Raw genomic sequence first — 577 nt, forward strand, 5'->3', positions numbered from 1 at the left:
GATCTACCACCTCGGTTTTCACTTCGTTCTCCGCCGAATGATCTACCACCTCGGTTTTCACTTCGTTCTCCGCCAAATGATCTACCACCTCGGTTTTCACTTCGTTCTCCGCCGAATGATCTACCACTTCGGTTTTCACTTCGTTCGCCACCGAACGATCTACCACCTCGGTTCTCGCTTCGTTCGCCATCAAAATGCCGGCCCTCTCGTTTATCTTTCGAGTAATCTTTTTTATCTGATCGTTCGAACTTTTTAAACGGTCTATCGGATTCGTTTCGGTTTGAACGATTGGAATCGAATTTTCCAGTTGAGTTACTTGACGAAGATTGTTGATTGCGACCACCCTTTGGCTTGAAGCTTTCTGAGTTACTTCTACCTTTGTTGGAGTTGTCATCGCGACTGTTCCTTTTGCTATTGAATGGCATATTATATGAGAATTAAGTTACAAAGATACCATTTTTATTTAACTCTATGAAATAAAATTAATCTATCCATAAATGCTCAATACTTCAGATGCAACTTGTTATTTGAAACCTTTTGGGAGAGGGGCCGAACATAACTATTTGGAAGTTAGGGA

At 41.4% G+C, this 577-nt stretch carries 1 protein-coding gene; it reads right to left on the minus strand.

Features of this window, described 5'->3' with window-relative positions:
• The coding region (locus tag HP439_RS19350) for a hypothetical protein (RefSeq protein ID WP_172391940.1) at positions 1–394 on the minus strand (394 nt) is incomplete at its 3' end.
• Between the last annotated feature and the right edge of the window lie 183 nt (positions 395–577).

The sequence above is a fragment of the Sphingobacterium shayense genome, from assembly GCF_013179575.1.
Taxonomy (GTDB): Bacteria; Bacteroidota; Bacteroidia; order Sphingobacteriales; family Sphingobacteriaceae; genus Sphingobacterium; species Sphingobacterium shayense.